Raw genomic sequence first — 1,304 nt, forward strand, 5'->3', positions numbered from 1 at the left:
GCGTTGAGTTCCTCGCCGTGGACGACGTCGGCGAGGGCGCGGGCGGCGGCGAGCATCATGTCGGTGTTCACGGTGCGGGACTGGGCGTCGAGCAGGCCGCGGAAGACGCCGGGGAAGACCAGGACGTTGTTGATCTGGTTGGGGAAGTCGGAGCGGCCGGTGGCGACGACGGCGGCGGTGCGGCGGGCGATGGCGGGGTCGACCTCGGGGTCGGGGTTGGCCAGGGCGAAGACGATGGCGTCGTCGGCCATGGCGGCGACGTCGTCGCCGTCGAGGACGTTGGGGGCGGAGACGCCGATGAAGACGTCGGCTCCCTGGACGGCCTGCTTGAGGGTGCCGGTGATGCCTTCGGGGTTGGTGTTGTCCGCGATCCACCGCAGCGCCGAGTGGGGGTCCGCCCCCACCAGGTCCGGGCGATCGGCGTGGACGATGCCGTGGATGTCGGCGACGACCGCGTGGCGCACACCGGCGGCCAGCAGCAGCTTCAGGATCGCCGTACCGGCGGCGCCGGCGCCGGACATGACGACACGTACGTCGTCGATGTTCTTGCCGACGACGCGCAGGGCGTTGGTCAGGGCGGCGAGGACGACGATGGCGGTGCCGTGCTGGTCGTCGTGGAAGACGGGGATGTCGAGGGCTTCGCGCAGGCGGGCTTCGATTTCGAAGCAGCGGGGGGCGGAGATGTCCTCGAGGTTGATGCCGGCGAAGCCGGGGGCGATGGCCTTGACGATCTCGACGATGGCGTCGGTGTCCTGGGTGTCGAGGCAGATGGGCCAGGCGTCGATGCCGGCGAAGCGCTTGAAGAGGGCGGCCTTGCCCTCCATGACGGGCAGGGCGGCCTTGGGGCCGATGTTGCCCAGGCCCAGCACCGCGGAGCCGTCGGTGACCACGGCGACGCTGTTGCGCTTGATCGTCAGGCGGCGCGCGTCCTCGGGGTTCTCGGCGATCGCCATGCACACCCGCGCCACACCCGGGGTGTAGACCATGGAGAGGTCGTCACGGTTGCGGATGGGGTGCTTGGAGGCCATCTCGATCTTGCCGCCGAGGTGCATCAGGAAGGTGCGGTCGGAGACCTTGCCCAGCACCACGCCCTCGATGCCGCGGAGCTTCTCCACGATTTCGGCGGCGTGTTCGGTGGAGGTGGTGGCCATCGTGACGTCGATGCGCAGTTTCTCGTGGCCGGAGGCGGTCACGTCCAGGCCGGTGACGGACCCGCCCGAGGACTCCACGGCCGTGGTCAGCTCGCTGACCGCGGTCCCGCTCGCGGGAACCTCCAGCCGGACCGTCATCGAGTACGAGACGCT

General features: G+C 70.2%; 1 protein-coding gene. It reads right to left on the reverse strand.

The window, feature by feature from the left end; genetic code table 11:
* A partial coding sequence (locus tag ABD361_RS30335; RefSeq protein WP_344440187.1) for an NAD-dependent malic enzyme occupies nucleotides 1–1,304 on the reverse strand: 1,304 nt, incomplete at both ends.

Origin of the sequence: Streptomyces luteosporeus (genome assembly GCF_039532865.1) — a bacterium.
Lineage (GTDB): Bacteria > Actinomycetota > Actinomycetes > Streptomycetales > Streptomycetaceae > Streptomyces > Streptomyces luteosporeus.